Origin of the sequence: Rhodococcus sp. IEGM1339 (genome assembly GCF_050321925.1) — a bacterium.
In the GTDB taxonomy this organism is placed as follows: domain Bacteria; phylum Actinomycetota; class Actinomycetes; order Mycobacteriales; family Mycobacteriaceae; genus Rhodococcus; species Rhodococcus pyridinivorans.
Genome location: NZ_JBNQFT010000019.1, coordinates 73,399 through 97,750, shown reverse-complemented (window position 1 = coordinate 97,750; position 24,352 = coordinate 73,399). Strand labels below are relative to the sequence as shown.

At 66.3% G+C, this 24,352-nt stretch carries 36 protein-coding genes and 3 pseudogenes; 32 read left to right on the top strand and 7 right to left on the bottom strand.

Going from position 1 to position 24,352, the window contains the following annotated elements; translation table 11 throughout:
• Window positions 1-101: 101 nt before the first annotated feature.
• Window positions 102-329 (top strand): annotated as a pseudogene (locus ACQR3U_RS17210) (transposase); the annotation flags it as partial.
• A gap of 54 nt (window positions 330-383) precedes the next feature.
• On the opposite strand, the pseudogene ACQR3U_RS17205 reads toward ACQR3U_RS17210, so the two are convergent.
• From ACQR3U_RS17205 to ACQR3U_RS17180, 6 genes and pseudogenes are all read right to left on the bottom strand, one after another.
• Window positions 384-980, bottom strand: a pseudogene (locus tag ACQR3U_RS17205) (helix-turn-helix domain-containing protein); the annotation flags it as partial.
• A 125-nt stretch (window positions 981-1,105) separates the two neighbouring features.
• Entirely contained in the window at window positions 1,106-2,161 is a 1,056-nt protein-coding gene (locus ACQR3U_RS17200; protein WP_230810990.1) for an esterase/lipase family protein, read from the bottom strand.
• A 100-nt stretch (window positions 2,162-2,261) separates the two neighbouring features.
• Window positions 2,262-3,143, bottom strand: coding sequence for an ABC transporter permease (locus tag ACQR3U_RS17195; RefSeq protein ID WP_006554615.1), 882 nt, complete (start codon window positions 3,141-3,143; stop codon window positions 2,262-2,264).
• 4 nt (window positions 3,144-3,147) lie between these two features.
• Window positions 3,148-4,014 carry an ABC transporter permease gene (locus tag ACQR3U_RS17190; RefSeq protein WP_019288604.1) on the bottom strand — a complete coding sequence of 289 codons (867 nt, stop codon included), beginning with the start codon at window positions 4,012-4,014 and terminating at the stop codon, window positions 3,148-3,150.
• Complete coding sequence (locus ACQR3U_RS17185) at window positions 4,011-5,072, bottom strand: ATP-binding cassette domain-containing protein (RefSeq protein WP_230810989.1); 1,062 nt, start codon at window positions 5,070-5,072, stop codon at window positions 4,011-4,013. The genes ACQR3U_RS17190 and ACQR3U_RS17185 overlap by 4 nt, the downstream gene beginning before the upstream one ends.
• A 150-nt stretch (window positions 5,073-5,222) precedes the next feature.
• Window positions 5,223-5,369: pseudogene (locus tag ACQR3U_RS17180) on the bottom strand (GntR family transcriptional regulator); the annotation flags it as partial.
• A gap of 282 nt (window positions 5,370-5,651) precedes the next feature.
• Between ACQR3U_RS17180 and ACQR3U_RS17175 the strand changes: the two are divergent.
• From ACQR3U_RS17175 to map, 25 genes are all read left to right on the top strand, one after another.
• The gene (locus ACQR3U_RS17175; protein ID WP_006554611.1) at window positions 5,652-7,160 is read left to right on the top strand and encodes an amidase; all 1,509 of its coding nucleotides are present in this window, start codon (window positions 5,652-5,654) and stop codon (window positions 7,158-7,160) included.
• Window positions 7,161-7,644: 484 nt separating this feature from the next.
• A complete protein-coding gene (gene rpsJ, locus ACQR3U_RS17170) occupies window positions 7,645-7,950 on the top strand; it encodes a 30S ribosomal protein S10 (protein ID WP_003938093.1) in 306 nt (101 codons plus the stop codon).
• Window positions 7,951-7,995: 45 nt separating this feature from the next.
• Window positions 7,996-8,649 carry a 50S ribosomal protein L3 gene (gene rplC / locus ACQR3U_RS17165; RefSeq protein WP_006554610.1) on the top strand — a complete coding sequence of 218 codons (654 nt, stop codon included), beginning with the start codon at window positions 7,996-7,998 and terminating at the stop codon, window positions 8,647-8,649.
• Window positions 8,646-9,329 (top strand): 50S ribosomal protein L4, encoded by a 684-nt coding sequence (gene rplD / locus ACQR3U_RS17160; protein WP_006554609.1) that lies wholly within the window; start codon window positions 8,646-8,648, stop codon window positions 9,327-9,329. The genes rplC and rplD overlap by 4 nt, the downstream gene beginning before the upstream one ends.
• A complete protein-coding gene (gene rplW, locus ACQR3U_RS17155; protein WP_006554608.1) occupies window positions 9,326-9,631 on the top strand; it encodes a 50S ribosomal protein L23 in 306 nt (101 codons plus the stop codon). The genes rplD and rplW overlap by 4 nt, the downstream gene beginning before the upstream one ends.
• 38 nt (window positions 9,632-9,669) lie before the next feature.
• Entirely contained in the window at window positions 9,670-10,503 is an 834-nt protein-coding gene (gene rplB, locus ACQR3U_RS17150; RefSeq protein ID WP_024101620.1) for a 50S ribosomal protein L2, read from the top strand.
• 19 nt (window positions 10,504-10,522) lie between these two features.
• The gene (gene rpsS / locus ACQR3U_RS17145; RefSeq protein WP_003938088.1) at window positions 10,523-10,804 is read left to right on the top strand and encodes a 30S ribosomal protein S19; all 282 of its coding nucleotides are present in this window, start codon (window positions 10,523-10,525) and stop codon (window positions 10,802-10,804) included.
• Window positions 10,801-11,193, top strand: coding sequence for a 50S ribosomal protein L22 (rplV, locus tag ACQR3U_RS17140; RefSeq protein WP_006554606.1), 393 nt, complete (start codon window positions 10,801-10,803; stop codon window positions 11,191-11,193). The genes rpsS and rplV overlap by 4 nt, the downstream gene beginning before the upstream one ends.
• A complete protein-coding gene (gene rpsC / locus ACQR3U_RS17135) occupies window positions 11,193-11,996 on the top strand; it encodes a 30S ribosomal protein S3 (RefSeq protein WP_230810988.1) in 804 nt (267 codons plus the stop codon). Before rplV ends, rpsC begins: the two co-directional genes overlap by 1 nt.
• A 4-nt stretch (window positions 11,997-12,000) precedes the next feature.
• Entirely contained in the window at window positions 12,001-12,417 is a 417-nt protein-coding gene (rplP, locus tag ACQR3U_RS17130; protein ID WP_006554604.1) for a 50S ribosomal protein L16, read from the top strand.
• Window positions 12,417-12,653 carry a 50S ribosomal protein L29 gene (gene rpmC / locus ACQR3U_RS17125; RefSeq protein WP_006554603.1) on the top strand — a complete coding sequence of 79 codons (237 nt, stop codon included), beginning with the start codon at window positions 12,417-12,419 and terminating at the stop codon, window positions 12,651-12,653. Before rplP ends, rpmC begins: the two co-directional genes overlap by 1 nt.
• The gene (gene rpsQ / locus ACQR3U_RS17120; protein ID WP_024101619.1) at window positions 12,650-12,934 is read left to right on the top strand and encodes a 30S ribosomal protein S17; all 285 of its coding nucleotides are present in this window, start codon (window positions 12,650-12,652) and stop codon (window positions 12,932-12,934) included. Before rpmC ends, rpsQ begins: the two co-directional genes overlap by 4 nt.
• A 318-nt stretch (window positions 12,935-13,252) precedes the next feature.
• A complete protein-coding gene (gene rplN, locus ACQR3U_RS17115) occupies window positions 13,253-13,621 on the top strand; it encodes a 50S ribosomal protein L14 (protein WP_006554601.1) in 369 nt (122 codons plus the stop codon).
• On the top strand, window positions 13,621-13,938 hold the full coding sequence (rplX, locus tag ACQR3U_RS17110) for a 50S ribosomal protein L24 (protein WP_006554600.1): 318 nt from the start codon (window positions 13,621-13,623) through the stop codon (window positions 13,936-13,938). The genes rplN and rplX overlap by 1 nt, the downstream gene beginning before the upstream one ends.
• Before the next feature lies 1 nt (window position 13,939).
• Entirely contained in the window at window positions 13,940-14,506 is a 567-nt protein-coding gene (gene rplE, locus ACQR3U_RS17105; RefSeq protein WP_006554599.1) for a 50S ribosomal protein L5, read from the top strand.
• A gap of 4 nt (window positions 14,507-14,510) precedes the next feature.
• Window positions 14,511-14,696 carry a type Z 30S ribosomal protein S14 gene (locus ACQR3U_RS17100; protein WP_006554598.1) on the top strand — a complete coding sequence of 62 codons (186 nt, stop codon included), beginning with the start codon at window positions 14,511-14,513 and terminating at the stop codon, window positions 14,694-14,696.
• A gap of 173 nt (window positions 14,697-14,869) precedes the next feature.
• Window positions 14,870-15,268, top strand: a complete 399-nt coding sequence (gene rpsH / locus ACQR3U_RS17095; protein ID WP_006554597.1) for a 30S ribosomal protein S8 — start codon at window positions 14,870-14,872, stop codon at window positions 15,266-15,268.
• A 15-nt stretch (window positions 15,269-15,283) separates the two neighbouring features.
• The gene (rplF, locus tag ACQR3U_RS17090; protein WP_006554596.1) at window positions 15,284-15,823 is read left to right on the top strand and encodes a 50S ribosomal protein L6; all 540 of its coding nucleotides are present in this window, start codon (window positions 15,284-15,286) and stop codon (window positions 15,821-15,823) included.
• A 2-nt stretch (window positions 15,824-15,825) separates the two neighbouring features.
• Window positions 15,826-16,233 carry a 50S ribosomal protein L18 gene (rplR, locus tag ACQR3U_RS17085; protein ID WP_230810987.1) on the top strand — a complete coding sequence of 136 codons (408 nt, stop codon included), beginning with the start codon at window positions 15,826-15,828 and terminating at the stop codon, window positions 16,231-16,233.
• Window positions 16,234-16,264: 31 nt separating this feature from the next.
• Window positions 16,265-16,912 carry a 30S ribosomal protein S5 gene (rpsE, locus tag ACQR3U_RS17080; RefSeq protein WP_006554594.1) on the top strand — a complete coding sequence of 216 codons (648 nt, stop codon included), beginning with the start codon at window positions 16,265-16,267 and terminating at the stop codon, window positions 16,910-16,912.
• Window positions 16,912-17,091 carry a 50S ribosomal protein L30 gene (gene rpmD, locus ACQR3U_RS17075; protein ID WP_006554593.1) on the top strand — a complete coding sequence of 60 codons (180 nt, stop codon included), beginning with the start codon at window positions 16,912-16,914 and terminating at the stop codon, window positions 17,089-17,091. Before rpsE ends, rpmD begins: the two co-directional genes overlap by 1 nt.
• Window positions 17,092-17,093: 2 nt before the next feature.
• The gene (gene rplO / locus ACQR3U_RS17070; protein ID WP_006554592.1) at window positions 17,094-17,537 is read left to right on the top strand and encodes a 50S ribosomal protein L15; all 444 of its coding nucleotides are present in this window, start codon (window positions 17,094-17,096) and stop codon (window positions 17,535-17,537) included.
• A 227-nt stretch (window positions 17,538-17,764) separates the two neighbouring features.
• Window positions 17,765-19,078: a preprotein translocase subunit SecY gene (gene secY, locus ACQR3U_RS17065; RefSeq protein ID WP_230810986.1), complete on the top strand. Its 1,314-nt coding sequence runs from the start codon at window positions 17,765-17,767 to the stop codon at window positions 19,076-19,078.
• Window positions 19,075-19,620: an adenylate kinase gene (locus ACQR3U_RS17060; protein WP_006554590.1), complete on the top strand. Its 546-nt coding sequence runs from the start codon at window positions 19,075-19,077 to the stop codon at window positions 19,618-19,620. Before secY ends, ACQR3U_RS17060 begins: the two co-directional genes overlap by 4 nt.
• Before the next feature lie 14 nt (window positions 19,621-19,634).
• The gene (gene map, locus ACQR3U_RS17055; RefSeq protein ID WP_006554589.1) at window positions 19,635-20,432 is read left to right on the top strand and encodes a type I methionyl aminopeptidase; all 798 of its coding nucleotides are present in this window, start codon (window positions 19,635-19,637) and stop codon (window positions 20,430-20,432) included.
• 24 nt (window positions 20,433-20,456) lie between these two features.
• Here the strand turns inward: map and dtd are convergent, their stop codons facing one another.
• Window positions 20,457-20,894, bottom strand: a complete 438-nt coding sequence (dtd, locus tag ACQR3U_RS17050) for a D-aminoacyl-tRNA deacylase (protein WP_230810985.1) — start codon at window positions 20,892-20,894, stop codon at window positions 20,457-20,459.
• 219 nt (window positions 20,895-21,113) lie between these two features.
• Here dtd and infA point away from each other — a divergent pair, with 219 nt between their 5' ends.
• The 6 genes from infA (at window position 21,114) to ACQR3U_RS17020 (ending at window position 24,324) form a co-directional block, all read left to right on the top strand.
• Window positions 21,114-21,335, top strand: a complete 222-nt coding sequence (gene infA, locus ACQR3U_RS17045; protein ID WP_006554587.1) for a translation initiation factor IF-1 — start codon at window positions 21,114-21,116, stop codon at window positions 21,333-21,335.
• Between the two features lie 92 nt (window positions 21,336-21,427).
• The gene (rpmJ, locus tag ACQR3U_RS17040) at window positions 21,428-21,541 is read left to right on the top strand and encodes a 50S ribosomal protein L36 (RefSeq protein ID WP_003938068.1); all 114 of its coding nucleotides are present in this window, start codon (window positions 21,428-21,430) and stop codon (window positions 21,539-21,541) included.
• Between the two features lie 209 nt (window positions 21,542-21,750).
• The gene (gene rpsM, locus ACQR3U_RS17035) at window positions 21,751-22,119 is read left to right on the top strand and encodes a 30S ribosomal protein S13 (RefSeq protein WP_006554586.1); all 369 of its coding nucleotides are present in this window, start codon (window positions 21,751-21,753) and stop codon (window positions 22,117-22,119) included.
• The gene (gene rpsK, locus ACQR3U_RS17030) at window positions 22,119-22,532 is read left to right on the top strand and encodes a 30S ribosomal protein S11 (protein ID WP_006554585.1); all 414 of its coding nucleotides are present in this window, start codon (window positions 22,119-22,121) and stop codon (window positions 22,530-22,532) included. Before rpsM ends, rpsK begins: the two co-directional genes overlap by 1 nt.
• Window positions 22,533-22,554: 22 nt before the next feature.
• Window positions 22,555-23,160: a 30S ribosomal protein S4 gene (gene rpsD / locus ACQR3U_RS17025; protein ID WP_006554584.1), complete on the top strand. Its 606-nt coding sequence runs from the start codon at window positions 22,555-22,557 to the stop codon at window positions 23,158-23,160.
• 102 nt (window positions 23,161-23,262) lie between these two features.
• Window positions 23,263-24,324 (top strand): DNA-directed RNA polymerase subunit alpha, encoded by a 1,062-nt coding sequence (locus tag ACQR3U_RS17020; protein ID WP_006554583.1) that lies wholly within the window; start codon window positions 23,263-23,265, stop codon window positions 24,322-24,324.
• The last annotated feature ends 28 nt before the right edge of the window (window positions 24,325-24,352 follow it).

Sequence of the window (24,352 nt, the reverse complement as noted above, 5' to 3'; positions counted from 1 at the left end):
ACCACCGCGTCACCGACGCACTGACGGACCACCTCCATCGCCTCGATCGCTGACTCGAGTCAACCACCAGGGGTTGATCCGGCGCCGAGGGCCGGATAAAAGAGCGGTTGAACAAGGAGATCCGCCGGCGCACCGACGTCGTCGGGATCTTCCCCGACCGCACCGCCCTGATCCGCCTCGTCGGCGCCGTCCTCGCCGAACAGCACGACGAGTGGATCGAAGGACGCCGCTACCTCGGCCTCGACGTCCTCTCCCAGGCCCGAGGCGACAAACCCGCCGACACCGCCACCGAACCCGCCGAGGAGGTTGCACCAGCACTGACCGCATAACCACCCGAGGAATCACGCGGCGACCTCGTTACACCACGCATCTGGACTTGACCCGATCGCGATCCGGTCCTCGGTCGACAGATACCGGTCGCTGATCGCCGGCCGTCCGCTGCCCTCACAGGTCACACTGGTCACAGACTGTGTGTAGACGGTTCCGTGGTGGTAGTCCACCACCCGCCCATCGGGATGGATCCGCTTATTGTTCGAGCGCCGGATTCCCTGCCGCCAGTCCCGTGCGGTGCGTTCGTTGACCCCGACCTCACGGGCTGCTCGTCTGGCCGACCAGCCCGCTGCGATCAACTCCAGGCAACGACGCTTGGCTTCGAGTTTGCCCTTCGGTGAGATTTTCTCCCTGCCGACCAGTTCCTCGTCCACCAGGATCCGGCGGGCCACCGAGTGCGCGACCTTCGATGCCTTCGCCGCCCGATTGATCGACCCGGTCTCGTTGTAGACAGACACGATCAGCGCACGGTCGGCGGTGCCGGCCGGGCCACGGGATCTACCTGCCGGCCGGTCGATGGCCCTCAAGATCGCGTAGCACCGCTGCCGGGGCAGCCCGATCGCGGCCGCGGCCTCCTTGACCGGAATCCCGGCATCGATCAGTCGTGCCAGTTGGTTACCGAACCGGTCGCAGTCCTCCGTGAACGCCATGATCGTCGCAACCTCTCGTTGAGAGTGTTGCGACGATCATGTGAACCCGCCCTTCCGGGCGGTAGGGGCCTTTCCGTGTCGACGAGCGAATCGCCGGGTGGCCGTGGCGACCGAGGTCGCCGACGCTATCCGTTCTCGGGTAGGTCGCACGGCACCGCGTGGGCCGCAGCGTATCCGGGGTCGAGCGCCGACTTCACGAGGTGGAGCGATTCAGGTCGTACGAGGATCGTGGAGTGGTCGGCGGGCGAATCCGGGCAGCCGTCCTGAACCCACACGTTGTGGACCTCGGCGTCCGGTCCCGGGCGCAGGAACGAGCTCTCGGGCGGTGTGACGATCTGATCGTGGTGCGTCGCGATCGAGGTGTAGGTCACGCCGGGAAGCGTGTCGCCACCCTCGTTGAGATTGCTGAGCATGCGCGACCCGATCAGCTGCTGCTGCCCGGCCGCGCCGAGATTGCTCCCGCGGAACAGCAACTCGGCCAAGGCATCGTTGCCGTTCGTCACGCCGAGCACCGCGAGCACCGTGTACAGCTGCTGCAGGCCGTTGAAGGTGGTGCCGTGATTCGTCGCGCCCAACATGACGAGGTTCCGGACCCGGTTGCGGGAGGGATCCGTCGCGTCCGTCCCACCCTCGAACTTGAGGTACTGACGGGAGACGACACCGCCCTGCGAGTGGCCGACCAGATCCACCTGCTCGGAGCCGGTGTGCTCGCGAACGGCATCGACGAACGTTCCGAGTTCCACGGCGGACCGTTCGATGTCCGAGACACCCCAGACCGTGCGCTCGGGATCGAAGTATCCCTGCGCAGCGCCGTAGTTCAACGCGTACACGCAGTAGCCGAGCCGTGCGAGTTCGGGAGCGACGTAGACCCATGTGGGGTACATGCCCGTCCCGGTGCCGTGCACGAGGACGACCGGCCGGGGATGGTCCGGCGACGGGACGCAGCCGAGGTCGTTGGCTCCCTCGACCCCCTCACCCATCGTGCTCAGCAGGGTCGCGAGGGGGCTCCCCGGAGCGTCTGCCGAGGTGGGCAGGGGAGCCGGATCGGGCACGGTGATGGTAGGCGCCGGCGCGGCAGGGGCAGGATCGGCCGCCGATACCGCCGGGGTGGCGAACATCGACGACGCAAGGGCGAGGGCAGCAGTGGCTGTGGCTACGACGCTGCGACGCGCACGGATCATCGGTACTCCTCGACGAACATGGGGATCGTATGTTCGTGCTGGTTGGGGGATCGCCGAGTAGGATAGCAGCCCGTCGGGGGACGTTCCGGGCAGCGGAAGATCAATTCTGTTCGGCCGAGCGCCGGTAACCGACGACGGCGGGGACCACGAAGACCGCCACCATCCCCACCGACCAAGCGACCGTCTTCAGGAAGGGCTCGGCGACAGGCCCTCCCATCGCCAGCGCGCGCATCGTGTCGATCGCGCAGGACATCGGCTGGTTCGCCACGACGGGTTGCAACCAGCTCGGATACGCCATGACCGGCACGAACCCCGAGTTGAAGAACATGAGCAGGGTGCACAAAATCGAGACGGTCTCGACCAGGGGCGTGCGCCCCGGCAGAGTCGCCAGAGCTGTCACCATCATCGCGAAGCCCAGACCGAAGATCAGTGGGACCACGAGGATGAGCAGGGTGGGACCGAGGCCCTGGGTGAACCGGAAGCCAAGCGCCATGCCGGCGGCGAAGATCACGAGAGAGGTGACGAACACGCGCACCATCTCGGCCATCAACCGGCCCACGAGCCCCGCCGAACGATGAACGGGCAGCGTGTGGAAGCGGCTCAGCAGGCCGGAATCACGTTCGGTGCGCAATCCCACCGCGCTGACCACCGAGCCGAACATTGCGCCGACGAGCACGATCATGGGGACGGTGCCGAAGATCGACGAATAGCCGGTCGCGGCGGTGATGCTGTCGCCGAGCACGATGCGGAACATCACCAGGGTGAGCGCCGGATAGATGAGCGCCTGGATCATCGTGGCGGGATCACGGGCCCATCTGAGCAGCAGTCGACCGCACTGCAGGCGGCTGTGCTCCCACAACGCACCGAGGGAACTCTCGCTGCGGATGCGATCCGGTTCGGGATAGGCGAAGGCGCGGCCCGGCGTCCCTGCCCGCTCTCGCGATCGGGCCCGCGCCTGCTGTGTCTCGACGGTCTCGCTCATCGATTCACTCCCGCCTCGTCGCGGCCCACACGGCGCCCGGGATGCAGATCACGGCCAGCCCGATCATCCAGAACAGGCTCGGCCGGAAGACTTCCCAGGTCACCCCGTCCTGGGCCATATCGCGCATCGCGAAGGAGAACTGCGAGATCGGCTGGTTGCGGACGAACGGTCTGATCCACTCGGGAAATCCCTCCTCGGGCACGAAACCGCACGAGAGCATCCCGAGGATCAGCTGCGGCAGGGTCAGCGCCTGCGCTGTCGCCTCGGGGCTCCGGGACAGACATCCGATCGCGTCGGCGCCCAGGCACAACAACAGGCTGATGATCAGTGCGGTCGCGCAGAACAACACTGCCTGCCCGGGGCCGGCGGAGAAACGGAAACCGATGAAATAACCGAATCCGATCGCGGCGGCCAAGGAGATGACCGACCGCACCATGCTCGCCGTCATCCGTGAGGCCAGGGGCGCCGCCGGGGCGACGGGCAGCGTCTGCAGACGCGAGGTCACGCCGGTCGTGCCCTCCTGCGCTGCCAGCTGCGCCGCCGAGATGGCGGTGAAGGCCATCGACTGCAGCACGATGATGGGCATCAGGAATTGCGCGTAGTCGATGCCCTGCAACTGCATGACGAATTTGAGCGGCAGATAGAAACCGAGACCGAAGACGAACGGTGCCAGGACCGCGAGGACCAGTTCGCCGTACCGCGCCATCGTGCGCAACGACCGGAGCGTCAGCACCCACCACTGCTCGACCCCCGACGGCGTGATCCGGCGGTGGACGCCTCCCCGGCGTGCGGGAAGGGTGGACGAGGAGTCGGTGAACGAGACCGTGGGGGTCTCCGTCCCGCGGACCGTCTCGTCGGTGCGGGCCGTCACGGCCGCTCACCTGCCGACGCAGGCTCCGCCCGCTCCGGGTCGGGAAGTGCTGCCGGGCCGCCGTCCGTGAGGCCACCGTCCGCCGGGTTTCTGGCGTCGGGAGCGGATGCGGAGTGCCTGGTGAGGCGGAGGAAGACGTCGTCGAGCGAAGGACGTCGCAGGCCGATGTCGGCGAGTTCGATGCCCAGGGGTTCGATGCGCCGCAGCACCTCGGTGAGGGTCGCGGCGCCGTCAGGCGCCGGGACGGACACCCGATCCGTGTCGGGGACCGTGCCCACGAGCACGTCCTGGGGGAGGAGACCGTCCAGGACGTGCAGGATCTCGGGGATCGCCCGCGGGTCCACCGGAACGATCTCGCAGTGGGTGCCACCGGCGGAGGACTTCAGCTGGTTCGCGGTGCCCTCCGCGATCACGGTGCCCTTGTCGATGACGATGATGTTGTCGCTCAGCACGTCGGCCTCTTCGAGGTACTGCGTGGTCAGCAGCACCGTGATGCCCTGCTCCTTGAGCGCTGCCACCAGCGACCACACACCCTGCCGGCTGCGCGGGTCGAGACCGGTGGTCGGCTCGTCGAGGAAGACCACCTTGGGCCGGACCACGAGGCCGCACGCGATGTCGACCCGTCGACGCATACCGCCGGAGTAGCCCTTCACTGGACGGCGACCGGCGTCGACGAGATCGAACTCCCGGAGCAGCTCGTCGGCGCGTCGGGTAGCGGACTTCTTGTCCAGGCCCATCAGGCGCCCGAACAGGATCAGGTTCTCCCGGCCGGTGAGAGTGTCGTCGAGTGCTGCGAACTGGCCGGTCATCATGATCGAACGCCGGACCGCCGCGGCGTCGGCGACCACGTCGTGCCCGGCGACCACGGCGCGACCCGAGGTGGGGCGCAACAGCGTCGACAGCACCTTGACCATCGTGGTCTTGCCGGCGCCGTTGGGGCCGAGGATGCCGAGGACACGGCCCGGCGGTGCAGAGAAGCTGATCCCGTCGAGTGCGTGGACGTCGCCGAACGACTTGTGGACGTCCTCCACGAGAACTGCCTGGTCGTGATCGCTCACATCACACCCCGCCGTAGATCTCGGTCCCCGTCGGGGACGGGTCGGTCCGTCACCGTCGGAATCGTACCGGGGCGAACGGTCCCGGGAGGGGCGGACGGACATGCGCGTCGGCGCCGACGCCCTGCCCCTTGGGGTGTCCACGCCGGCCGGTCAGGACCAGACGCCGAGATCGTCGAGGTGTTCGACGAGTCGATGGGCCCCGTCGGTGAAGTGTTCGCGCGTCTCGCGTCCGGCGGCCTCGACGTCACCGGTGCGCAACGCCTGCAGCAACCGTTCGTGCGAGGCGACCGCATCCGTCCCCCAGCTGCGCGCCTTCTCCTAGTACATGATCCGCCTTGTCACTTCACGGTCTCGGTAGCATCACAGCCGGAGGTGACATGTGGCACACCTACCGTGCCCTAACCTGGCTCGCAACGCACTGGATGGTTTGGTTGGCGGGTGAGCACCGGAGTATCACGCCGACGGTTACTGGGAGGGGCCGCCGGCGGATTGTTCGCGTGGGGTGCGACCGCGGGGAGCGGTCGTGCGGCCCCGCCACGCAGGCTTCCTCCACCCGACACCGTCACCGATCCCGCGAGGATGAGTGCGGTCGAGGCGGCAGCGTTGCTGCACGCCGGCGAACTGCACCCGCGCGAACTGCTCGATGCCTGTCTGGACCGCACGCGCTCGTACGACGGAGCGATCGGTGCGTGGATCCGGCTCTACCCCGAAGTGGCCTACGCGGCGGCCGAGGCGGCGGGGGAGCGGCTCGCCCGTGCGCGCCGCGATCGGACCCCGGCGCCGCTCGTGTGCGGGCTCCCGATCGCTCTCAAGGACATCTTCGCGGTGTCCGGGCTTCCGCTCACCGCGTCGAGTCGCGTCCTCGAGGGCAACATCGCGGCCGGGCACTCGGGTGTGTGGCGTCGACTCGAGGACGCCGGTGCGGTGCTCATGGGGCACGCGCACACCGACGAGTTCGCGATCGGTGTCGCCACCCCTCAGGTGGGCAATCCGTGGAACACCGAGATGTCGCCCGGCGGATCGTCCGGCGGCAGCGCGGCCGTGCTCGCCGCGCGGTTCGCGCCCCTCGCGATCGGTAGCGACACCGGCGGTTCGGTCCGGTTCCCGGCGAGCGCCTGCGGTGTCTCGTCGATCAAGCCGACCTACGGGCGCATCACCTCGCACGGCATGATCCCGCTGACCTGGACCCGCGACCACGTGGGTCCGATGGGCCGCAGCGTCGCCGACGCGTCCCTGATGATGACCGTGCTCGCGGGCGCGGATCCGGCCGACCCGATCACGGCACTCGGCCCCGACGTTCCCGAGGGCGGTTATCCGGTGACGGCCGCCGGGGGAGCGAGTCCCCTCGCCGGCGTGCGGATCGGACTGCCCGTGAACACGAATCCCGCACCCCCCGAGGCGGTGCAGCGCGTCGTCGACGACGCGGCACGGGTGGCGGAATCGCTCGGTGCGGTCACGGTCCCGGTGACGATGCCGTCCCTGCCGGAATCCCTCGCGACCGGCGACCAGGTCGAGATGGGTGCCTACCACCAGCAGTTCACCGACCGGCTCGGCCTGTATCGCCCCGAGAACGCGGTGGCCGCGGGCACGGCGGTGGCCTCGCTGGCCGTGCCGGTGGGCGACTACCTCACCTTCGAACGCGACCGTCTGCGGTACCAGAGCGACTACAACCGGATGTTCGTCGACCAGGATCTCGACGCGATCATGCTGCCCGGCGCCTCCGTCGACGGCGCACGACGCCAGGAGTTCCTCGGCATCAGTGTCACGGCCGGAGTGACGGGCCCCGTGCGATGGGCGAACTACTCCGGTGCCCCCGTGGTGACCCTGCCCGCCGGGTACTCCGCCGCGACGGGGATGCCGGTCGGTGTGCAGCTCGGTGCGCGGCCGTGGCAGGACGAACGTCTCATCGGCATCGGGCTCGAACTGCAGGAGGCACTGCCGATCTGGCGCGACGAGCCGCAGCTCGTCGCCGCCGGCGCACGGGTCCCCGAGGTCGCGCAGGTGCAGCCGGGCCCCGGTCCCGACCCGACGAATACGATCGGGGCGGCCGCTCCGGTTCGGACCCTGCCGATGAACCCCATCGGCTAGGTTCGACCACGCGGATCCGACCGCACGGCGTATCGCCGAGGTGTACATCACGCACCGTCGTGAGTTGAACTCTCGGCCGTGCTCCTGCATACTGGTCGGGTTGCCTTGACCGGGCCATGGATGTTTTGCGGCTCGGATCGGGAAAGACGTGACAGTCGCGGATCGAGCCTCACGGCCTGGTCGCGGCCACATGCAAGACGGAAGCAGTACCCCTGTGTGCTCCTGTGGAGCGCAGCCGGTTCCGTTCCTTGCGGTGTCGAAGCCTTCGAGCATCGACGCCGGGGAATGAGCGGCGGGCCGACACGCCCGACCGCGTGGGCCGGAGAACAATGACAGATGAACAGCGGCAAGCGGATCGGATACGTCCGGCTCGCACTGTGTTTCGAGCGCTGTTCTCGGTCGCCGTTCCCCGGGGAACTGTGCAGACGAGGTGGTTTCCGGCTCCGCCGGGATCACGAAACGCGGCAAGAAAAGGACACTAAGCGTGGCGGGACAGAAGATCCGCATCAGGCTCAAGGCCTATGACCACGAGGCGATCGACGCATCTGCGCGCAAGATCGTCGAGACGGTGACCCGTACGGGTGCCCGCGTGGTCGGCCCGGTGCCGTTGCCCACTGAAAAGAACGTGTACTGCGTCATCCGCTCGCCGCACAAGTACAAGGACTCGCGCGAGCACTTCGAGATGCGGACGCACAAGCGGCTCATCGACATCCTCGACCCGACGCCGAAGACCGTCGACGCGCTCATGCGCATCGATCTCCCGGCGAGTGTCGACGTCAACATTCAGTGACATTCGATTACAGCGAGCTTGTGAAAGACGCAGCGGAGACAACACATGACTAACCAGATCAAGGGAATCCTGGGCACCAAGCTCGGCATGACCCAGGTCTTCGACGAGAACAACCGGGTTGTCCCGGTCACCGTCGTCAAGGCCGGACCGAACGTGGTCACGCAGATCCGCACCGAGGAGCGCGACGGCTACAACGCCGTGCAGCTCGCCTACGGTGCCATCGCGCCGCGCAAGGTCAACAAGCCGGTTCGCGGCCAGTTCGAGAAGGCCGGCGTCACGCCGCGCCGTCACCTGGTCGAGCTCCGGATCGAGGACGCCTCCGAGTACGAGGTCGGCCAGGAACTCACCGCCGAGGTGTTCGAGGACGGCGCCTACGTCGACGTCACCGGCACCTCGAAGGGCAAGGGCTTCGCCGGCACCATGAAGCGTCACGGCTTCGCCGGCCAGGGTGCGTCGCACGGTACGCAGGCCGTGCACCGTCGTCCGGGCTCCATCGGTGGTTGCGCCACCCCGGGCCGCGTGTTCAAGGGCACGCGCATGTCCGGCCGTATGGGCTCCGACCGCATCACGACGCAGAACCTCTCGGTCCACAAGGTGGACGCCGAGAACGGTCTGCTGCTGATCAAGGGCGCGATCCCGGGTCGCAAGGGCGGCCTCGTGATCGTCAAGACCGCAGTGAAGGGTGGTGCACGGGCATGACCAGCACCGAGACCGCAACCAAGCTGACCCTGGACGTCAAGGCCCCCGGTGGCCAGACCTCCGGCTCCGTCGATCTCCCCGCCGAGATCTTCGACGCTCCCGCGAACATCGCGCTGCTGCACCAGGTCGTCACCGCGCAGCTCGCCGCGGCCCGCCAGGGAACGCACGCCACCAAGACCCGCGGCGAGGTCCGCGGCGGTGGCAAGAAGCCGTACCGCCAGAAGGGCACCGGCCGCGCACGTCAGGGCTCGACCCGTGCGCCGCAGTTCGCCGGCGGTGGCACCGTCCACGGCCCGCAGCCGCGCGACTACAGCCAGCGCACCCCCAAGAAGATGAAGGCCGCCGCCCTGCGCGGAGCCCTCTCCGACCGGGCGCGCAACGAGCGCATCCACGTGATCACCGAACTCGTCGCGGGTCAGACCCCGTCGACGAAGAGTGCTCGCACGTTCCTGGGCGAGATCAGCGACCGCAAGAAGGTCCTGCTCGTCGTCGGCCGTGAAGACGTGGCGGCGTGGAAGTCGGTTCAGAACCTTCCCAACGTCCACGCGCTCGCGCCGGATCAGCTGAACACCTACGACGTGCTCTACAGCGATGACGTCGTGTTCAGCGTCGAGGCGCTCAACACGTTCATCCACGGGCCGGCCGAGTCCGGCCAGGAAGTGAAGGAGGAGAGCAAGTGAGCACGATCGCCGATCCTCGCGACATCCTGCTGGCTCCCGTCGTCTCCGAGAAGTCCTACGGGCTGATGGAAGAAGGCACCTACACCTTCCTGGTCCACCCGGACTCGAACAAGACGCAGATCAAGATTGCCGTCGAGAAAGTCTTCGGCGTCAAGGTGAGCAGCGTCAACACCGCCAACCGTCAGGGCAAGCGCAAGCGGACCCGGTTCGGTTACGGCAAGCGCAAGAACACCAAGCGCGCGCTCGTGACCCTCACGGCCGACAGCAAGCCCATCGAGATCTTCGGAGGCCCGGTCGCCTAGCGATCGGAACTCTCGAGAGATAGAGGACGAGAAGACTCATGGCAATCCGTAAGTACAAGCCGACTACGCCGGGCCGTCGTGGCGCCAGCGTGGCGGACTTCGCCGAGATCACTCGGTCGACGCCCGAGAAGTCGCTGGTGCGCCCGCTGCACGGTCGCGGTGGACGTAACGCGCACGGCCGCATCACCACCCGTCACAAGGGTGGCGGACACAAGCGCGCCTACCGCCTGATCGATTTCCGTCGCAACGACAAGGACGGCGTGCCGGCCAAGGTCGCTCACATCGAGTACGACCCCAACCGCACCGCGCGCATCGCGCTGCTCCACTACGTGGACGGCGAGAAGCGCTACATCATCGCCCCCAAGGGCCTCGTGCAGGGTGCCCCGGTCGAGTCGGGCCCCAACGCCGACATCAAGCCCGGCAACAACCTGCCGCTGCGCAACATCCCGACGGGTACGACCATCCACGCGGTCGAGCTGCGTCCGGGTGGCGGCGCCAAGATGGCCCGCTCCGCCGGTGCGAGCATCCAGCTCCTCGGTAAGGAAGGCACCTACGCCACGCTGCGTATGCCCTCCGGCGAGATCCGTCGCGTCGACGTGCGCTGCCGCGCCACCGTCGGCGAGGTCGGCAACGCCGAGCAGTCGAACATCAACTGGGGCAAGGCCGGCCGTATGCGCTGGAAGGGCAAGCGCCCGACCGTCCGTGGTGTCGTGATGAACCCGGTCGACCACCCGCACGGTGGCGGCGAGGGCAAGACCTCGGGTGGTCGCCACCCGGTCAGCCCGTGGGGCAAGCCCGAGGGCCGCACCCGCAAGAACAAGGCGTCCGACAAGCTCATCGTCCGTCGTCGCCGTACCGGCAAGAAGCGCTAGTCAAGGAGGGAGTTAGAGAATGCCACGCAGCCTCAAGAAGGGCCCGTTCGTCGACGACCACCTCCTGGCGAAGGTGGACACGCAGAACGAGAAGGGCACCAAGCAGGTCATCAAGACCTGGTCGCGCCGTTCCACGATTCTGCCCGACTTCATCGGTCATACGTTCGCTGTCCACGATGGACGCAAGCACGTGCCGGTGTTCGTCTCGGAGTCCATGGTCGGTCACAAGCTCGGTGAGTTCGCGCCGACCCGTACGTTCAAGGGCCACATCAAGGACGACCGGAAGAGCAAGCGTCGATGAGCACTGAAACCACCACCAACAGCGCTCGGGCTGTTGCGCGCCACGTGCGCGTGACCCCGATGAAGGCGCGCCGCGTCGTCGACATCGTTCGCGGTAAGTCCGTCGAGGAGGCCCTGGCCATCCTCAAGTTCGCGCCGCAGGCCGCGGCCGAGCCGGTCGCCAAGGTGATCGCGTCGGCCGCTGCGAACGCGCAGAACAACTACAACCTCGACCCCAGCACGCTCGTCGTCGCGACTGCGTACGTGGACGAGGGTGCGACCCTGAAGCGGTTCCAGCCGCGTGCCCAGGGCCGTGCGTTTCGCATCCGCAAGCGGTCGAGCCACATCACCGTGATCGTGGAAAGCGTCGGGTCGGCCTCGACTCGTAACCGCCGGAAGGGAGCTCAGTAGTGGGCCAGAAGATCAACCCGCACGGCTTCCGTCTGGGCGTCACCACCGACTGGAAGTCTCGTTGGTACGCGGACAAGCAGTACGCGGACTACGTCAAGGAAGATGTCGCGATCCGCAAGTTCCTGGCCTCCGGCCTCGAGCGCGCCGGCATCGCCAAGGTCGAGATCGAGCGCACCCGCGACCGTGTGCGTGTGGACATCCACACCGCTCGTCCCGGGATCGTCATCGGACGCCGCGGCGCCGAGGCCGATCGCATCCGCGCCGAGCTCGAGAAGCTGACCGGTAAGCAGGTCCAGCTGAACATCCTCGAGGTCAAGAACTCGGAGTCCGAGGCTCAGCTCGTGGCGCAGGGCGTCGCCGAGCAGCTCTCGAACCGTGTCGCCTTCCGTCGTGCGATGCGCAAGGCCATCCAGTCGGCCATGCGTCAGCCGAACGTCAAGGGCATCCGCGTGCAGTGCTCGGGCCGCCTCGGTGGCGCCGAGATGTCGCGTTCGGAGTTCTACCGCGAAGGTCGCGTCCCGCTGCACACGCTGCGCGCGGACATCGATTACGGCCTCTACGAGGCACGGACCACCTTCGGCCGCATCGGCGTGAAGGTCTGGATCTACAAGGGCGACATCGTCGGTGGCCGTCGTGAGCTCGCTGCTGCTGCTGCTGCAGCTGCTCCCGCCGACCGGCCGCGTCGTGAGCGTCCGAGCCGCCCGCGTCGTTCCGGCGCGTCGGGCACCACCGCGACGAGCACCGAGGCCGGCCGCGCCGCATCGAGCGACGCTCCTGCCTCGACCGAGAACAAGGAGGGCTGACGCAATGTTGATCCCCCGGCGGGTCAAACACCGCAAGCAGCACCATCCGAGCCGTACGGGTGCCGCCAAGGGCGGAACCCAGGTGGCCTTCGGTGACTACGGCATCCAGGCTCTCGAGCCGGCCTACATCACCAACCGGCAGATCGAGTCCGCTCGTATCGCCATGACCCGGCACATCAAGCGTGGCGGCAAGATCTGGATCAACATCTTCCCGGATCGCCCCCTCACCAAGAAGCCTGCCGAGACCCGCATGGGTTCCGGTAAGGGTTCGCCGGAGTGGTGGGTCGCGAACGTCAAGCCCGGTCGCGTGCTGTTCGAGATGAGCTACCCCAACGAGGAGATTGCGCGCGAGGCTCTGCGTCGCGCGATGCACAAGCTCCCCTGCAAGTGCCGCATCGTGACGAGGGAGGAGCAGTTCTGATGGCTACCGGTACCCCCGCCGCGGAACTCCGCGAGCTGAGCGACGAAGAGCTGACCGACAAGCTCCGCGAAGCCAAGGAAGAGCTGTTCAACCTCCGCTTCCAGATGGCCACCGGCCAGCTGGACAACAACCGTCGGCTCCGCGTGGTGCGCAACGAGATCGCCCGTATCTACACGGTGCTGCGCGAGCGCGAGCTCGGACTGGCCACCGGCCCGAATGCGGGTGACGTGGCATGAGTGAGGAAAAGGCAGTGAGCAACCAGGAACAGCGCGCGAGCCGTAAGGTCCGCATCGGTTACGTCGTCTCGGACAAGATGGAGAAGACCATCGTCGTCGAGCTCGAGGACCGGGTGAAGCACCCGCTGTACGGCAAGATCATCCGCCGTACGACCAAGGTGAAGGCGCACGACGAGAACGGTCTGGCCGGCATCGGCGACCGCGTGCAGCTGATGGAGACCCGTCCGCTGTCCGCGTCGAAGCGCTGGCGTCTGGTCGAGGTGCTCGAGAAGGCCAAGTAAGGCCTCCTCGTCCTCGACAGGACCGAGAACATGCAGCACCCCACCACCCGCACCGCGGGCGGTGGGGTGCTGTTCGTCGGGTAGTAGGTGCAGCCCTCGCGTGGGGGAGCGGTGGACGTCGCTGCGACACACCCGGTCCGGGGTGGGGAGTGACATCACAATTCGCGAATTTGCCCTGCGTACGGTATATGGCCTACTCTGGACGGGTTGCTTACGGGACCCGTGTGTGATTCGCGCGTGCGCCGCAGGCAACCGACGACCGCGTACGTCCAGGTCGGAAATCTGACGTACACACCAATCCAGGTCAAGGAGAAGTAAGTGATCCAGCAGGAGTCGCGACTGCGCGTCGCCGACAACACGGGTGCCAAGGAGATCCTCTGCATCCGCGTTCTCGGTGGCTCGTCCCGTCGCTACGCCGGAATCGGTGACGTCATCGTCGCCACCGTCAAGGACGCGATCCCCGGCGGCAACGTCAAGCGTGGCGATGTCGTCAAGGCCGTGATCGTGCGCACCGCCAAGGAGCGCCGCCGTCCGGACGGTTCCTACATCAAGTTCGACGAGAACGCTGCCGTCATCATCAAGGGCGACAACGATCCTCGCGGCACCCGCATCTTCGGACCCGTCGGTCGCGAGCTCCGCGACAAGCGGTTCATGAAGATCGTCTCGCTCGCTCCGGAGGTGCTGTGATGAAGGTGCACAAGGGTGACACCGTGCTCGTCATCTCGGGCAAGGACAAGGGCGCCAAGGGCAAGGTCATCGCGGCCTACCCGGCGACCGGCAAGGTCCTCGTCGAGGGCGTGAACCGTATCAAGAAGCACACCGCCGTCTCTGCGAACGAGCGTGGCGCCTCCTCCGGCGGCATCGTGACGCAGGAGGCCCCGATCCACGTTTCCAACGTTGCGGTCGTCGACTCGGACGGAAACCCCACCCGCGTGGGCTACCGCACCGATGAGGAAACCGGCAAGCGCGTTCGGATTTCCCGGAAGAACGGGAAGGACCTCTGACATGACTTCCACCGAGAACAAGACCCAGCCGCGCCTGAAGGCCCGCTACCGCGCCGAGATCAAGGACGCGCTGAACGCGGAGTTCGACTACGCGAACGTCATGCAGATCCCCGGCGTCGTGAAGGTCGTCGTCAACATGGGTGTCGGCGACGCCGCCCGCGACGCGAAGCTCATCAACGGAGCCGTCAACGACCTCGCGCTCATCACCGGTCAGAAGCCGGAGATCCGTAAGGCCCGCAAGTCCATCGCACAGTTCAAGCTGCGCGAGGGCATGCCGATCGGTGCGCGCGTCACGCTGCGCGGCGACCGCATGTGGGAGTTCCTGGACCGTCTCGTGTCCATTGCGCTTCCCCGTATCCGGGACTTCCGCGGCCTCAACGGCAACCAGTTCGACGGCAACGGCAACTACACGTTCGGCCTGAACGAGCAGTCGATGTTCCACGAGATCGACGTGGACAAGATCGATCGCCCGCGCGGCATGGACATCACTGTCGTGACCACCGCTACCAACAACGAAGAAGGCCGTGCCCTGCTCAAGCACCTCGGCTTCCCGTTCAAGGAGAACTGAGCCCATGGCTAAGAAGGCACTGGTCAACAAGGCCAACAAGAAGCCGAAGTTCGCGGTGCGCGCCTACACCCGCTGCCAGCGCTGCGGGCGTCCGCACTCGGTCTTCCGCAAGTTCGGACTCTGCCGCATCTGCCTTCGCGAGATGGCACACCGCGGAGAACTTCCGGGAGTTCACAAGAGCTCCTGGTGACGTGAGCGGTGGGCGGAGGACCGAGAAGTTCTCCGCCCACTGTCACGCTGTCATGGGTTCGTCGCCGATCCGTCGACGAATCCGCTATCGAAACCGAGTTTCGATGTAGGCCCACGGCCGGCATGTTCCGGCGTTGCATGGGAACCGCATCGAGAAAGGTGAACAGGTCAGCCATGACCATGACCGACCCCATCGCAGACTTCTTGACGCGTCTGCGTAACGCCAATACGGCGTACCACGACGAGGTCAAGCTCCCGTCCTCGAAGATCAAGGTGAACATCGCCGAGATCCTCAAGCGCGAGGGCTACATCTCCGACTACCGCACCGAGGACGCCGAGGTGGGCAAGACCCTCATCGTCGACCTCAAGTACGGACCTTCCCGTGAGCGCAGCCTTGCCGGCGTGCGCCGCGTGTCGAAGCCCGGCCTGCGCGTGTACGCGAAATCCACCAACCTGCCCAAGGTCCTGGGCGGCCTCGGCGTGGCGATCATCTCCACGTCCTCCGGCCTGCTCACCGATCGCCAGGCGGCCAAGCAGGGAGTGGGCGGGGAAGTCCTCGCCTACGTCTGGTAAAGGGAGGCCACCACAATGTCGCGAATCGGAAAACTCCCCGTTGCAGTTCCTTCGGGCGTCGAGATCACCATCGACGGCCAGGATGTTGCAGTCAAGGGCCCCAAGGGCAACCTGTCCCTGACGATCGCCGAGCCGATCGCCGTCGCCAAGGGCGAGGACGGGGCAATCAACGTCACGCGCCCGAACGACGAGCGTCGCAGCCGCGCGCTGCACGGCCTGTCGCGGACGCTCGTGCAGAACCTCATCGTCGGTGTCACCGAGGGTTACACCACCAAGATGGAGATCCACGGCGTCGGCTACCGCGTGGCCCTCAAGGGCAAGGACCTCGAGTTCTCGCTCGGCTACAGCCACCCCGTGCTGATCGAGGCGCCCGAGGGCATCACGTTCGCCGTCGAGAACCCCACGCGCTTCTCGATCTCGGGCATCGACAAGCAGAAGGTCGGCCAGATCGCGGCCAACATCCGCCGGCTGCGCAAGTCCGACCCCTACAAGGGCAAGGGCATCCGCTACGAGGGTGAACAGGTCCGTCGCAAGGTCGGAAAGACGGGTAAGTGATCATGAGCCAGACCGAGAACCAGAAGGCCAAGCGCATCCCGCGCGGCAAGGACGCCTCCACCACGCGTCGCCTTTCGAAGACGCGTCGTCACTTCCGCCTCCGCAAGAAGATCTCCGGCACCGCCGAGCGTCCCCGCCTCGTCGTCAACCGGTCCTCGCGCCACCTGCACGTGCAGCTGGTCGACGACCTGACGGGCACCACTCTCGCCGCAGCGTCGTCCATCGAACCCGATGTGCGCGCTCTCGAGGGCGACAAGAAGGCTCGCGGCGCGAAGGTCGGTCATCTGATCGCCGAGCGCGCGAAGGCTGCCGGCGTGGAAGCCGTGGTCTTCGACCGCGGTGGCCACACCTACAGCGGACGCATCGCGGCCCTCGCGGACGCGGCTCGCGAAAGCGGGTTGAAGTTCTGATGACCATTTTCTCGAACGGAAGGAACGCCTGATGCCGGGACGTCAGCGGCGTGACGGCGGCAACGGCCCCGCCGGACAGAACCCCAACAGCGGTGACAACCGTGGCGGTCGCGACCGCCGCGACCGCGACTCGCGCGGCGGCAACGCTGCCGAGAAGTCGAACTACATCGAGCGTGTCGTCTCGATCAACCGTGTGTCGAAGGTCGTCAAGGGCGGTCGTCGCTTCAGCTTCACCGCTCTGGTGATCGTGGGCGACGGCAACGGCCTGGTCGGCGTCGGCTACGGCAAGGCCAAGGAAGTTCCCGCGGCCATCCAGAAGGGTGTCGAGGAAGCTCGCAAGAACTTCTTCCGCGTCCCGCTCATCGGCGGAACCATCACCCACCCCGTCCAGGGAGAGGCTGCAGCCGGTGTCGTCCTGCTGCGTCCGGCTTCCCCCGGTACCGGTGTCATCGCCGGTGGCGCTGTGCGCGCGGTGCTGGAGTGTGCGGGTGTCCACGACATCCTGTCGAAGTCGCTCGGCTCCGACAACGCCATCAATGTGGTGCACGCGACGGTTGCGGCCCTCAAGGGTCTGCAGCGTCCCGAGGAAGTCGCGGCTCGCCGTGGCCTCACCCTCGAGGAAGTTGCCCCCGCCGGCATGCTGCGCGCACGTGCACAGGCTGCTGGGAGCGTGAAGTAATGGCAGAGCTGAAGATCACCCAGATCAAGAGCACCATCGGGGCCAAGTCGAATCAGCGCGACAGCCTCCGGACCCTCGGTCTGCGGAAGATCCGCCAGTCCGTCGTCCGCGAGGACAATGCGCAGAATCGTGGCCTCATCAACGTGGTGCGTCACCTCGTCACCGTTGAGGAGGTCTGAGAATGACCATCAAGCTGCATCACCTGCGCCCGGCTCCGGGTGCGAAGACGGACAAGACCCGCGTCGGACGCGGTGAGGGTTCGAAGGGCAAGACCGCCGGCCGCGGTACGAAGGGCACGAAGGCACGCAAGAACGTGTCGCCGGCCTTCGAGGGTGGCCAGATGCCCATCCACATGCGTCTGCCGAAGCTCAAGGGCTTCAAGAACGCATTCCGTACCGAGTACCAGATCGTCAACGTCGGGGACATCGCTCGCGTGTTCCCCGAGGGTGGACAGATCGGTGTCGCGGACCTCGTGGCGAAGGGTCTGGTTCGCAAGAACCAGCTCGTCAAGGTCCTCGGCGAGGGCGAGCTGACGGTGGCCGTGCAGGTCACCGCCGACAAGTTCTCGGCCTCCGCTCAGGAGAAGATCGCTGCAGCCGGTGGCAGCGCGACCGTCCAGGCCTGACCTGTACTTTCGCGTGTGAGTCACGGCTGTCGAACGGCCGCGGTGCAGATACCTGCACCGCGGCCGTTCGCGCGTTCGCACCGGTGTCCCAAGCTGCGTTCGCAGCGGTGACATAGGCTACCGGGCTACGCCTCTCATCGGGGCCCACTGTTAGAGTTTCAGAGTTGTCTACCGTCCGACGGATCCCTCTCGATCCGTCGTCCCCGATCGGCCCGCCAGGAGGATCTTTGCTTTCCGCCTTCGTCTCGGCCCTCAGGACACCGGACCTGAGGCGGAAGATTCTCATCGCCCTCGGGCTCGTGGCGCTGTACCGCCTCGGTGCTACCGTGCCGTCCCCGGGCGTCGACTACGGCAACGTCCAGGCCTGTGTCGATCAGCTCGCCGGCAGCGAGCAGGCCGGCATCTACTCGCTGATCAATCTGTTCTCCGGCGGCGCGCTACTGCAGTTGTCGGTCTTCGCGATCGGCATCATGCCGTTCATCACCGCGAGCATCATCGTCCAGCTGCTCACCGTGGTCATTCCACGCTTCGAGGAACTGCGCAAGGAGGGCCAGTCCGGCCAGGCCAAGATGACGCAGTACACGCGTTATCTCGCCGTCGCGCTCGCCGTCCTGCAGGCCACCGGCATCGTCGCGCTCGCCGCCCGAGGGCAGCTGCTGCAGGGCTGCTCGGAGCCGATCCTCGCCGACGACAGCATCTTCGGGATGGTCGTCATCGTGCTGGTGATGACCGCCGGTGCCGCCGTCGTCATGTGGTTCGGTGAGCTCATCACCGAACGCGGTGTCGGCAACGGCATGTCGCTGCTGATCTTCTCCGGTATCGCGGCCGCGCTGCCGAGCGAGGGTCGCATGATCCTCGAATCCCGCGGCGGCCTCGTCTTCGCGATCGTCTGCGTCGTGGCCCTGGCCCTCATCACGGGTGTCGTGTTCATCGAGCAGGGTCAGCGCCGGATCCCGGTGCAGTACGCCAAGCGCATGGTCGGCCGTCGTATGTACGGCGGTTCGTCGACCTACCTGCCGCTGAAGGTCAACCAGGCGGGCATCATCCCCGTCATCTTCGCGTCGTCGCTGCTGTACCTGCCCAATCTCGTCGCGCAGCTCACCGGTGCCACGACGAACCCGGATCCGAGTTGGTGGCAGCGGATCATCAACGAGTACCTGGTCAATCCGAACAACCCGGTCTACATCGCGATCTACTTCGCCCTGATCGTGTTCTTCGTCTTCTTCTACGTCGCCATCACCTTCAATCCGGAGGAGCGGGCCGACGAGATGAAGAAATACGGCGGCTTCATCCCGGGCATCCGCCCCGGTCGCCCGACCGCCGAATATCTCAGTTTCGTGCTCAACCGCATCACGGTTCCGGGCTCGATCTACCTCGGTCTCATCGCGACGCTGCCGAACTTCTTCCTGTCCGGCGGCCAGACGGCCTCGAGCATCTTCGGTGGCGCCGCGGTTCTCATTCTCGTCAGTGTCGCGCTGGACACTGTCAAGCAGATCGAAAGTCAACTGATGCAGCGCAACTACGAAGGGTTCCTCAAGTGAGACTTGTACTGCTCGGTCCTCCCGGTGCCGGCAAGGGCACACAGGCCGCGATTCTGTCCGAGAAGCTCGGCGTCCCCGCCATCTCGACGGGCGATCTTTTCCGCGCGAACATCGGGCAGGGCACCCCGCTCGGCGTCGAGGCCAAGAAGTACATCGACGCGGGGGAGCTCGTTCCCGCCGAGATCACCAACAACATGGTGCGTGAGCGTCTGGCCGAGCCCGACGCCGCCAACGGCTTCCTCCTCGACGGCTTCCCGCGCAGCGTGGAGCAGGCCAAGGAACTCGAGAACATCCTGAAGGATCTCGGTGTCGAGCTCGATGGCGTGCTGTCCTTCGTCATCGACGAGGACGTCGTGGTCGAGCGCATGCTCGCCCGCGGTCGCGCCGACGACACCGAAGACGTGATCCGCAACCGTCTCCGGGTCTACCGTGAGGAGACGGCCCCGCTGCTCGACTACTACGCCGACTCGATCATCACGGTCGACGCGATCGGTGAGGTCGAGGAGATCAATTCGCGGGCTCTGTCCGCACTCGGAAAGTAGACGGGTAGTTCGACATGGGTTTCGGGCGCAAGCGCTCAGTGGTTCCGTTCCGCACCTCGGGTGAACTCGACGCGATGGCGGCGGCGGGAGCCGTGGTCGGTGCCGCACTCGTCGCAGTGCGCGAGGCCGCCAAGCCGGGCGTGAGCACCCTGGAACTCGACCAGGTGGCGGAATCGGTCATCCGCGATGCGGGGGCCGTTCCGTCCTTCCTGGGCTACCACGGCTTCACCGGTTCGATCTGTTCGTCGGTCAACGAGGTCGTCGTCCACGGCATCCCGTCGGTGTCGGTGGTGCTCGCCGAGGGCGACCTCGTGTCGATCGACTGCGGTGCGATCCTCGACGGCTGGCACGGCGACTCGGCATGGACCTTCGGGATCGGGGAGCTGTCGCAGGCCGACATCGACCTGAGCGAGGCCACCCGTCTGTCGCTCGAGGCCGGTATCGCGGCGATGCTCCCGGGCAACCGCCTGACCGACGTCTCGCATGCGATCGAGCAAGGCACGCATGCCGCCGAGAAGGTGCACGGCCGCTTGTACGGCATCGTCGACGGCTACGGCGGTCACGGTATCGGGCGCGAGATGCACATGGATCCGTTCCTCCCCAACGAAGGCAAGCCGGGCAAGGGCCCGAAGCTCGTCGTCGGATCGGTGCTCGCCGTCGAGCCGATGCTCACCCTCGGTACCTACGAGACCGAGGTCCTCGACGACGAGTGGACGGTGGTGACCGTCGACGGCAGCCGGGCCGCGCACTGGGAGCACACGGTAGCGGTCACCGAGGACGGCCCCCGTATCCTCACCGTCCGGCCGGAGTGACGCGAGCGGTCGTACTCCGCGGCGTCATACGTCGACGAGGAGCGTGACCGGTCCGTCGTTGACGAGGCTCACCTCCATGTGGGCCCCGAACTTCCCGGTCTCCACCGTCGCGCCGAGATCTCGTAGAGCGTTCGCGAACGCATCGACGAGAGGTTCGGCGATCGGGCGGGGAGCGGCGGCCGACCACGACGGACGCCTGCTCTTCCTCGTGTCGGCCATGAGCGTGAACTGGCTGACCACCAGGATCGGGGCGTCGACGTCGGAGGCGGATCGCTCGTCCTCGAGGATGCGCATCGTCCACACCTTCCGGGCGAGCGTCGCGGCCTTGGTCTCGTTGTCGTCGTGCGTGACGCCGACCAGCACGAGCAGACCGTGACCGTCTTCGGCCGGCGTGATGCGAGCCACCTCGGCTCCGTCGACCGCCACCGCCGCCGTGGTCACCCGCTGGATCAACGCCCGCACGTGCGGTCCTCCTCCTGGTCGTGGGCACGAGTGTGCCGGAGCTCATTTGTCCTGGACGGTCAACTTCCCGTACCATTGATCGGTGGTGCGCGCTGCGCTCCGATCGGTCCCGTGTCGAATTCCTTCGAATCTCGGTTCGTGTCCGGTCCCGGAGTTGCCGAGCGTCACGGTAACGGATGCCGATGCAACCACAACGCCGAACAACGGATCGCGGAGGATATGGCTAAGAAAGACGGGGCAATCGAGGTCGAGGGCCGGGTAATCGAACCGCTGCCCAATGCGATGTTCCGCATCGAGCTGGAGAACGGGCACAAGGTTCTCGCCCACATCAGCGGAAAGATGCGTCAGCACTACATTCGTATCCTTCCCGAGGACCGCGTTGTCGTGGAGCTTTCTCCCTACGACCTCACGCGTGGACGCATCGTCTACCGCTACAAGTAACGAAGCTTCCCCGGCCACACGGTCGGGGAGAATCATGTCGCCGGGCCGGCTCTGCCGTGTCCGGCGGCGCACATACAGGAGATCGGACTTACGTGAAGGTTCAGCCTAGCGTCAAGAAGATCTGCGAGAAGTGCAAGGTGATCCGCCGTAACGGTCGGGTCATGGTGATCTGCGAGAACCTGCGTCACAAGCAGCGTCAGGGCTAGATCCACCTTCGTCTCGAAGATCTGCTTGGCAACAAGCACGAAGACCTTCCAGCACCAGTCGCGTGGTTACGATCCTCGATCCGTCGAGGAGCTGCGCGATCAACCCCCGGTACGGAGGCCGGGGCCCCACTGTGTTTTTGAATCACACAGTTCTTCGACGCAGGGGACGGGCTGGGAGCAGACCTCCGCACACCGAATAGGAATGCCACATGGCACGTCTCGCAGGTGTCGATCTTCCCCGCGAAAAGCGGATGGAGATCGCACTCACGTACATCTACGGCATCGGCCGTACCCGCTCCCAGGAGATCCTCGAGGCCACGGGTGTCAACCCGGACCTGCGCAGCAAGGATCTGACGGACGAGGACCTCGCCAAGCTCCGCGAGTACATCGAGGAGAGCTACAAGGTCGAGGGTGACCTCCGTCGCGAGGTTCAGGCGGACATCCGCCGCAAGATCGAGATCGGCTGCTACCAGGGCCTGCGACACCGTCGTGGTCTGCCCGTGCGTGGACAGCGCACCAAGACCAACGCCCGCACCCGCAAGGGTCCGAAGCGCACCGTCGCAGGAAAGAAGAAGTAATGCCTCCCAAGTCACGCAGCACCGGTCCGAAGAAGACCCAGAAGGCACGGCGCAGGGACAAGAAGAACGTTCCGCACGGTGCCGCTCACATCAAGAGCACGTTCAACAACACCATCGTGTCCATCACGGACCCGCAGGGCAACGTGATCTCCTGGGCGTCCTCCGGCCACGTCGGCTTCAAGGGTTCGCGCAAGTCGACCCCGTTCGCCGCACAGCTCGCCGCCGAGAACGCCGCCCGCAAGGCGCAGGAACACGGTGTCAAGAAGGTCGACGTCTTCGTCAAGGGCCCGGGCTCGGGCCGCGAGACGGCGATCCGTTCCCTCCAGGCCGCAGGCCTCGAGGTCGGCACCATCTCCGATGTCACCCCGCAGCCCCACAACGGTTGCCGTCCGCCCAAGCGGCGTCGCGTCTAACGGGAAAGGAAGGTAAAGAAAAATGGCTCGTTATACCGGTCCCGTTACCCGTAAGTCGCGTCGTCTCCGTGTCGACCTGGTCGGAGGCGATCAGGCCTTCGAGCGTCGCCCCTACCCGCCCGGCCAGCACGGCCGCGCGCGGATCAAGGAGAGCGAGTACCTGCTCCAGCTGCAGGAGAAGCAGAAGGCCCGCTTCTCGTACGGCGTCATGGAGAAGCAGTTCCGTCGCTACTACGAAGAGGCCGCAAGCCGCCCCGGCAAGACCGGTGAGGTTCTGCTGGTCATCCTCGAGTCGCGCCTGGACAACGTCGTCTACCGTGCCGGCCTCGCCCGCACGCGTCGTCAGGCCCGCCAGCTGGTGAGCCACGGCCACTTCCTGGTCAACGGCAAGAAGGTCGACATCCCCAGCTACCGCGTCTCGCAGTACGACATCATCGATGTCCGCGAGAAGTCGCTGAGCACGCTGCCCTTCCAGGTCGCCCGCGAGACCCAGGGCGAGCGCCCGGTTCCGGGTTGGCTGCAGGTCGTCGGCCCGCGTCTGCGAGTGCTGGTCCACCAGCTCCCCGAGCGCGCGCAGATCGACATCCCGCTGCAGGAACAGCTGATCGTCGAGTACTACTCGAAGTAAGACACCTCGGTGTCGTGGTGTCCTCCGGTCCGTCCGGGGCGGGAGGACACCGCTCCATTCCACTAGGGCGTCATATGGCGGACGCCCACAAGGAGGCAACAGATGCTCATCTCTCAGCGACCCGCACTGACCGAAGAGGTCATCGCTGAAAACCGCTCGAAGTTCGTCATCGAGCCGCTCGAGCCTGGCTTCGGGTACACCCTCGGCAACTCGCTTCGTCGCACCCTGCTCTCGTCGATCCCGGGCGCCGCTGTCACCAGCATCCGCATCGACGGCGTTCTCCACGAGTTCACCACCGTTCCCGGGGTGAAGGAGGATGTCACCGACATCATCCTGAACCTCAAGGGTCTCGTGGTGAGCTCCGAAGAGGACGAGCCGGTCACCATGTATGTCCGCAAGCAGGGGCCGGGCACGGTCACGGCCGGCGACATCGTGCCCCCGGCCGGTGTCACCATCCACAACCCGGATCTGCACATCGCCACCCTGAACGACAAGGGCAAGCTGGAGATCGAGCTCGTCGTCGAGCGCGGTCGCGGCTACGTTCCTGCCGTGCAGAACAAGGCGTCCGGCGCCGAGATCGGCCGTATCCCGGTCGACTCGATCTACTCGCCGGTGCTCAAGGTGACGTACAAGGTGGAAGCGACCCGCGTCGAGCAGCGCACCGACTTCGATCGGCTCATTCTCGACGTGGAGACCAAGAACTCGATCAGCGCGCGGGACGCGCTCGCCTCGGCGGGTAAGACCCTCGTGGAGCTCTTCGGTCTGGCTCGTGAGCTGAACGTCGAAGCAGAAGGCATCGAGATCGGTCCCTCGCCCGCCGAGGCCGACCACATCGCCTCCTTCGGACTTCCGATCGAGGACCTCGACCTCACGGTCCGGTCCTACAACTGCCTCAAGCGCGAAGGTGTCCACACCGTCGGCGAGCTCGTGGCACGGACGGAATCCGACCTGCTCGACATCCGCAACTTCGGCCAGAAGTCCATCGACGAGGTCAAGGTCAAGCTGCACTCGCTCGGCCTGTCCCTCAAGGACAGCCCGGCATCGTTCGACCCCAGCACCGTCGCCGGCTACGACGCCGCGACCGGTACCTGGAGCGATACCGAGGCCGGCTCCTTCGGTGACAACGACGGCAACGAGGACTACGCCGAGACCGAGCAGCTGTAGCAGCTCACGGTCCGTTACTAGGAGAAAA

What these genes read in the sequence shown, in the direction of transcription:
- ACQR3U_RS17200 (WP_230810990.1), bottom strand. Translation starts at nt 2,161, where the DNA reads ATGATCCGTGCGCGTCGCAGCGTCGTAGCCACAGCCACTGCTGCCCTC.
- ACQR3U_RS17195 (WP_006554615.1), bottom strand. Translation starts at nt 3,143, where the DNA reads ATGAGCGAGACCGTCGAGACACAGCAGGCGCGGGCCCGATCGCGAGAG.
- ACQR3U_RS17175 (WP_006554611.1), top strand. Translation starts at nt 5,652, where the DNA reads ATGAGTGCGGTCGAGGCGGCAGCGTTGCTGCACGCCGGCGAACTGCAC.
- rplC (WP_006554610.1), top strand. Translation starts at nt 7,996, where the DNA reads ATGACTAACCAGATCAAGGGAATCCTGGGCACCAAGCTCGGCATGACC.
- rplD (WP_006554609.1), top strand. Translation starts at nt 8,646, where the DNA reads ATGACCAGCACCGAGACCGCAACCAAGCTGACCCTGGACGTCAAGGCC.
- rplB (WP_024101620.1), top strand. Translation starts at nt 9,670, where the DNA reads ATGGCAATCCGTAAGTACAAGCCGACTACGCCGGGCCGTCGTGGCGCC.
- rpsS (WP_003938088.1), top strand. Translation starts at nt 10,523, where the DNA reads ATGCCACGCAGCCTCAAGAAGGGCCCGTTCGTCGACGACCACCTCCTG.
- rplV (WP_006554606.1), top strand. Translation starts at nt 10,801, where the DNA reads ATGAGCACTGAAACCACCACCAACAGCGCTCGGGCTGTTGCGCGCCAC.
- rplP (WP_006554604.1), top strand. Translation starts at nt 12,001, where the DNA reads ATGTTGATCCCCCGGCGGGTCAAACACCGCAAGCAGCACCATCCGAGC.
- rpmC (WP_006554603.1), top strand. Translation starts at nt 12,417, where the DNA reads ATGGCTACCGGTACCCCCGCCGCGGAACTCCGCGAGCTGAGCGACGAA.
- rpsQ (WP_024101619.1), top strand. Translation starts at nt 12,650, where the DNA reads ATGAGTGAGGAAAAGGCAGTGAGCAACCAGGAACAGCGCGCGAGCCGT.
- rplX (WP_006554600.1), top strand. Translation starts at nt 13,621, where the DNA reads ATGAAGGTGCACAAGGGTGACACCGTGCTCGTCATCTCGGGCAAGGAC.
- rplE (WP_006554599.1), top strand. Translation starts at nt 13,940, where the DNA reads ATGACTTCCACCGAGAACAAGACCCAGCCGCGCCTGAAGGCCCGCTAC.
- ACQR3U_RS17100 (WP_006554598.1), top strand. Translation starts at nt 14,511, where the DNA reads ATGGCTAAGAAGGCACTGGTCAACAAGGCCAACAAGAAGCCGAAGTTC.
- rpsH (WP_006554597.1), top strand. Translation starts at nt 14,870, where the DNA reads ATGACCATGACCGACCCCATCGCAGACTTCTTGACGCGTCTGCGTAAC.
- rplF (WP_006554596.1), top strand. Translation starts at nt 15,284, where the DNA reads ATGTCGCGAATCGGAAAACTCCCCGTTGCAGTTCCTTCGGGCGTCGAG.
- rplR (WP_230810987.1), top strand. Translation starts at nt 15,826, where the DNA reads ATGAGCCAGACCGAGAACCAGAAGGCCAAGCGCATCCCGCGCGGCAAG.
- rpsE (WP_006554594.1), top strand. Translation starts at nt 16,265, where the DNA reads ATGCCGGGACGTCAGCGGCGTGACGGCGGCAACGGCCCCGCCGGACAG.
- rpmD (WP_006554593.1), top strand. Translation starts at nt 16,912, where the DNA reads ATGGCAGAGCTGAAGATCACCCAGATCAAGAGCACCATCGGGGCCAAG.
- rplO (WP_006554592.1), top strand. Translation starts at nt 17,094, where the DNA reads ATGACCATCAAGCTGCATCACCTGCGCCCGGCTCCGGGTGCGAAGACG.
- map (WP_006554589.1), top strand. Translation starts at nt 19,635, where the DNA reads ATGGGTTTCGGGCGCAAGCGCTCAGTGGTTCCGTTCCGCACCTCGGGT.
- infA (WP_006554587.1), top strand. Translation starts at nt 21,114, where the DNA reads ATGGCTAAGAAAGACGGGGCAATCGAGGTCGAGGGCCGGGTAATCGAA.
- rpsM (WP_006554586.1), top strand. Translation starts at nt 21,751, where the DNA reads ATGGCACGTCTCGCAGGTGTCGATCTTCCCCGCGAAAAGCGGATGGAG.
- rpsK (WP_006554585.1), top strand. Translation starts at nt 22,119, where the DNA reads ATGCCTCCCAAGTCACGCAGCACCGGTCCGAAGAAGACCCAGAAGGCA.
- rpsD (WP_006554584.1), top strand. Translation starts at nt 22,555, where the DNA reads ATGGCTCGTTATACCGGTCCCGTTACCCGTAAGTCGCGTCGTCTCCGT.
- ACQR3U_RS17020 (WP_006554583.1), top strand. Translation starts at nt 23,263, where the DNA reads ATGCTCATCTCTCAGCGACCCGCACTGACCGAAGAGGTCATCGCTGAA.